The following is a 4,900-nucleotide window of genomic DNA, read 5'->3' as shown; positions in this document are numbered from 1 at the left end:
TAAAGTTCGGGGATGGCTCTTCTATGATAAAATATCTTCTCTTTAAACGACTAAACTGTAAGGTAAGATCGTAACTTTTTCACTTAACTATTATCACCCTTCAACCTCCTGACTATTCTATTTTCCTACCCGCACTCCCACCTTCTGAACGTATCGGCTGAAACCCCTCGTCCCGCCCCCTGAAACGATCACTTCCACCACTCCGTCGATGTCGAGGGGGATCACGCCCATGAGCCTTGTCACCGGTGTATCTGCAAAGGCCTCCGGGACGAGGGGCGTCGTCGGCCCGAGGATTATCGCCTCCCGGGCGCCGCCGATCCTTTCGAGGATACCCGGGAGCGTGCCGTTCGCCAGCGCCGCCCCAGTGATTATAACCACGTCCGCCCCGTTAAGGGCTGCGCCCATCTCCCCCTCGTCAAAATCCTCGAGCCTCCTGTCAAAGACGGCAAGCTCCGCCCCCATCTCGGCAAGCCTCGGCGTGAACGGAAATCCCCCCACGACGGTCACCCCCTCCCCCCTCTTAACACTTACCTGTTCGAGAACGTCCCCCGTCTCCCACTCGGTCAGCGTGAGCTGCGCCAGGGCCGAGGCCAAAGCCGTAGCAACTGACGACTCCACCCCCCTCCCCTTGCCCTCTCCCCCATCTGAAATCATAATTAGGGAGGACAACAGGTCTGAAGCACTCACGGGGAACTTCGCGCCCCCATCCATTAAGGGAGACCGACCCCCGCCCCGGCGGCATCTATCGCCTTCGCATCCCCCGATTTCCCCCCCTGTGCATCTATCCCCCTCGACATAGGCCAACCCCAGGGCGCGGCCGCCCTTATTCGACACAACCTCGACCGCGGTGTAAATCCCCCCTGAGACGATCCGGCGAACCTCTGCCCCAAGGGCCGCGGGTTTTAACGCCCTTACTATCTCTTGATATATATTCATATCGAATCTGTAAATAGTTTACTTTGTCTCCCACAAATGCTATAGTATATCCACTTTAAAGAAAAATAAAGCTATATCTAAAAAAAATGAAGCCGAAAGAACAGTTCCTCTCCACGCTGAAGCGAATCGACCGGAGGGGATACAAGGCATACATGGACATCAAGGGGGTCTACGACTTCGGTCACTTTCTCCTCTCGGTGGATCACGTCCAGGGCGATCCCTTCGCCGCCCCATCGAGGGTGAGCGTTAAGGCTGCAAGGGCCGAGACCGGCTTTGATCCGTCCCTCTTCTCAAACGACATCAGGAGGGTGGCGGCGGCCGACTTCCTGACCCGAACGTTTCATCGGGCCATACTGAACACCGCCAAGGGATCGAGGGGGATGGGAAAGAGCGGGATGGTCTCGATAGACACCCCGGGCCAAGAGGTCCTAAGGCGAAACTCGTGCGTCATAACGGACGACGCCGTCGAGGTTCGCTTCGTCGTTGGGCTTCCTGCTGCGGGAAGGACCATCCTGGGACACGAGGCGGTAGCCATCTTTTTCGAGGAGATCCCGGAGATCGTAAAGGAGGCCTTGAGCGCAAAAAACGTGGGCGCGGAAGACTTTACCGCCCAGGTCGACTCGGTGGAGGATCAGGAGCACTTGAGGGGCCTGCTCCCGGAGATGGGGCTTTCGGCCTTCGTGGCGGACGGCTCTATCCTCCCCAGGAGATCGGGCGTGGACGACAGGCCCCTTGCCAGGGACGCCGTCCCCTTCAAGGCGCCGGAGAGCCTCAAGGTCTCGGCGACGCTCCCTCACAGGGGGGAGATTCACGGGATGGGGATTCCGACCGGCGTCACGCTCATCGTGGGCGGGGGCTTTCACGGAAAATCGACCCTTCTCACCGCGATCGAGAGGGGGGTCTACCCCCACATCCCCGGCGACGGCAGGGAGCTTGTGGCGACCGACCCGAAAGCGATAAAAATCAGGGCGGAGGACGGAAGGTACATCGAGAAGGTGAACATCAGCCCTTTCATCACGAACCTCCCCATGGGGCGCGACACGAACGAGTTCGCCACGGAGAACGCAAGCGGCTCCACCTCCCAGGCGGCCAACATCATGGAGGCGCTGGAGATGGGGACGACTTTGCTACTTATCGACGAGGACACGTCCGCCACCAACTTCATGATCAGGGACGAGCGGATGCAGGAGCTGATATCGAAGGATAAGGAGCCGATCACCCCGTTCGTGGACAAGGTGGGAAAGCTGAACACCCAAAACGACGTCTCCACCATCCTCGTCATGGGCGGGAGCGGCGACTACTTCGATGTGGCCGACACGGTGATCGCAATGGAGAACTACGTCCCCATCGACGTTAGCTCAAGGGCCAAAGATATAGCCAAAAAACACGCCGCCTCGAGGATCGACGAGGGGGGAGAGAAGTTCGGTGAGATCACCCAGAGGAGACCGAATCCCTCCTGCTTCAACCCGTCCAAGGGGAAACGTGAGGTAAAGATAGACGCCAAGGGACTGAGGAAGATCCTCTACGGCCGGCTCGACATCGATCTCTCGGGGCTGGCCCAAATCGTGGACACGAGCCAAACCAGGGCGATAGGAAACATCATCCATATCTACGCGACGCGCTACGCCATAAGAGGTTTGACGCTCAGAGAGGGGATAGAGATGGTCATCTCCGAGCTCGAGGAGAAGGGGCTCGATATGCTCCTCCCCTACAAGGTGGGCAACCTCGCCGCCCCGAGGATCTTCGAGGTGGCCGGGGCCGTAAACAGGATGAGAACCCTTAAGGTCAGGTAAGATGAAAAATATCGACATAAGATTTTTCATGAAGGTAGCCGAGGAGCTAGACATGAGCGTTCGGTTCTTCGACAAGAACAGGAAGCTCATCTACATTAACCGTTACGCCGAAAAGCTGACGGGATATACAATTAAAGATGTTCTGAACAAAACCTGCGGTGAATTTCTCGAGGGACACATCGACAAGCGCGGCAACAAGCTCTGTGACACGAATTGCCCGATCGATTTTACGCTGAAGAACAAGAAGATATACGAGGGCAGACACTATTTCAAGAACAAGGAAGGGGACACGTTTCCGGTGGAGGTAAAGGTGATGCCGGTCATGAATGAGGGCGACAAAATGATCGGCGCTGTGGAGTTTATGATAGACGACAGGCCGAGACTCGCCATGGAGGAGCTGAAACGCGACATCCAGAGCATGATACCGGTGGACCTCCTGACGGGGCTTTACACGAAAAGCAAGATCATGGAATACCTCGAGGTGAAGGTCGAGGACTGCTTGAGATACGGGGCGCCGCTGGGAGTAATCTACGTAATGCTTAAAAATACCGAGAACATAAAAAACGAGCTCGGCCCGAAAAAGCTTGATGAGGTGCTGCAGCGGGTGGGCTACCTTATAAGGATGAACACGAGAAAGGGGGATCTCTCCGGCAGGCTGGGGCCGAACGACTTCATAATCCTCCTGCCGAACTTCACCGAGGAGAACACGAGGAACGCGGCGGCAAAGTTCAAGGAGATCATAGTCGAGAACTCCACGACGATCTTCCCCGGGGAGATAGAGGTGGTTACGGGAACCGCCCAGTTCCAGAAGGGCGACAGCATCGACTCCCTGCTGAAGAGGGCAAGGGAGAATGCGAGGGGGTAGGGGGGGTAAGAAACTAAGGAGTTTGTTAAATTTATAAGAGAATAAATAAATGGTAGATATTAAGAAGAACAAGAATTATCAAGAAAAGGAAACATTGCCAATACAAATTCTTGCAGGTGATGAACTTCATAAGAAGAAACTTAAAATTAGCTATTCTCGATCATGTGAGTGTAAACCAAAACATATTAATTGTCTTTCAGCAAAAGAATGGCTTAAATCTCAACTAGGTGTTTGGCAATTCTACTATGAAAAACGAGATATTCGAGATAAAAGTATACATCCTGCGACATTTCCGATTGCTCTTGCAAGGAAAGTAATTGAGCTTTTTACACATGAGGGAGAACTCGTTGTTGATCCATTTGTCGGAAGTGGGACAACACTTGTTGCTGCCAATGATTTGAATCGCAATGCAGTTGGATTTGATTTGCAAGAAAATTATATACAACTTAGTGCAGAGAGGATCCAAAGTAATGTAAATATGTTTAATCACGCAAATCAAATTGCAGTACAAGACGACGCAAGAAATATTCCCCTATACTTCGAGGAAAAATCTGTATCTTTGATTTGTACTTCACCACCATATGCAAATCTTTTAAATCGAAAACGTAAGAATAAATCACGTCGTGATAGAAAAAATGAACAATTAGGTAAAGTCGAACAATACTCGCAAGATGAACGTGATCTTGGCATCCTTGAACTAGAAGAATATGCAAAGGCAATGGGTGATATTTATGAAGGCCTTTTGCCTCTGCTTCGTCCTAAAGCCCATTGTGTAATAAATGTTCCTGATATGTGGTGGGAAAATAAAAGAATAACCATACATGTATCCTTGATAGAGGAATTAAGAAAACGCGGTTATGAATTAAGAAACATTATAATTTGGGACAGAACCAATATAGTTAACCAAATAGGCATTTTTGGTTGGCCCAGTAATTATATTACTATGGGTGTTACTTTTGAATATCTTCTTGATTTCTGGCGTTCAGAAGAATAAATAATAGGTTATATAAATGCGTATTATGAGCAAGGAAGATCTTATTGATGAGCTTTGTGAAATTCGTAAAAGAGGATGGATCCCAAATGCGAGACCTGGAAACGTTGGAGGCATAGGAAACACTTTGGAAGATTTGTTAGGCATAGAAGAAAATAATTTGCCAATTCCAAACGCAGCAGAATGGGAACTAAAAAGTCAACGCAAAAACTCAAATTCTTTAACTACATTATTTTGCGGGTTCAACTCTTTAGTGCAACAGGTTGATTAAAGAATACTTCTATAGGCGTCTTAAAATCAAGACACTTTCTTGGC

General features: G+C 51.0%; 4 protein-coding genes and 1 pseudogene. 4 read left to right on the top strand and 1 reads right to left on the bottom strand.

Going from position 1 to position 4,900, the window contains the following annotated elements; translation table 11 throughout:
* Positions 1–117 precede the first annotated feature (117 nt).
* Complete coding sequence (locus tag JW984_01095) at positions 118–936, bottom strand: hypothetical protein (GenBank protein ID MBN1571769.1); 819 nt, start codon at positions 934–936, stop codon at positions 118–120.
* Between the two features lie 86 nt (positions 937–1,022).
* Here JW984_01095 and JW984_01090 point away from each other — a divergent pair, with 86 nt between their 5' ends.
* The 4 genes and pseudogenes from JW984_01090 (at position 1,023) to JW984_01075 (ending at position 4,820) form a co-directional block, all read left to right on the top strand.
* Positions 1,023–2,729: an ABC-ATPase domain-containing protein gene (locus JW984_01090; protein ID MBN1571768.1), complete on the top strand. Its 1,707-nt coding sequence runs from the start codon at positions 1,023–1,025 to the stop codon at positions 2,727–2,729.
* A 1-nt stretch (position 2,730) separates the two neighbouring features.
* The gene (locus JW984_01085) at positions 2,731–3,594 is read left to right on the top strand and encodes a sensor domain-containing diguanylate cyclase (GenBank protein MBN1571767.1); all 864 of its coding nucleotides are present in this window, start codon (positions 2,731–2,733) and stop codon (positions 3,592–3,594) included.
* 49 nt (positions 3,595–3,643) lie between these two features.
* Positions 3,644–4,588 carry a site-specific DNA-methyltransferase gene (locus JW984_01080; GenBank protein ID MBN1571766.1) on the top strand — a complete coding sequence of 315 codons (945 nt, stop codon included), beginning with the start codon at positions 3,644–3,646 and terminating at the stop codon, positions 4,586–4,588.
* A 16-nt stretch (positions 4,589–4,604) separates the two neighbouring features.
* Positions 4,605–4,820, top strand: a pseudogene (locus tag JW984_01075) (MvaI/BcnI restriction endonuclease family protein).
* The last annotated feature ends 80 nt before the right edge of the window (positions 4,821–4,900 follow it).

The organism is Candidatus Zymogenus saltonus (assembly GCA_016929395.1).
Taxonomy (GTDB): Bacteria; Desulfobacterota; Zymogenia; order Zymogenales; family Zymogenaceae; genus Zymogenus; species Zymogenus saltonus.
This window is presented reverse-complemented; position numbering and strand designations above follow the sequence as displayed.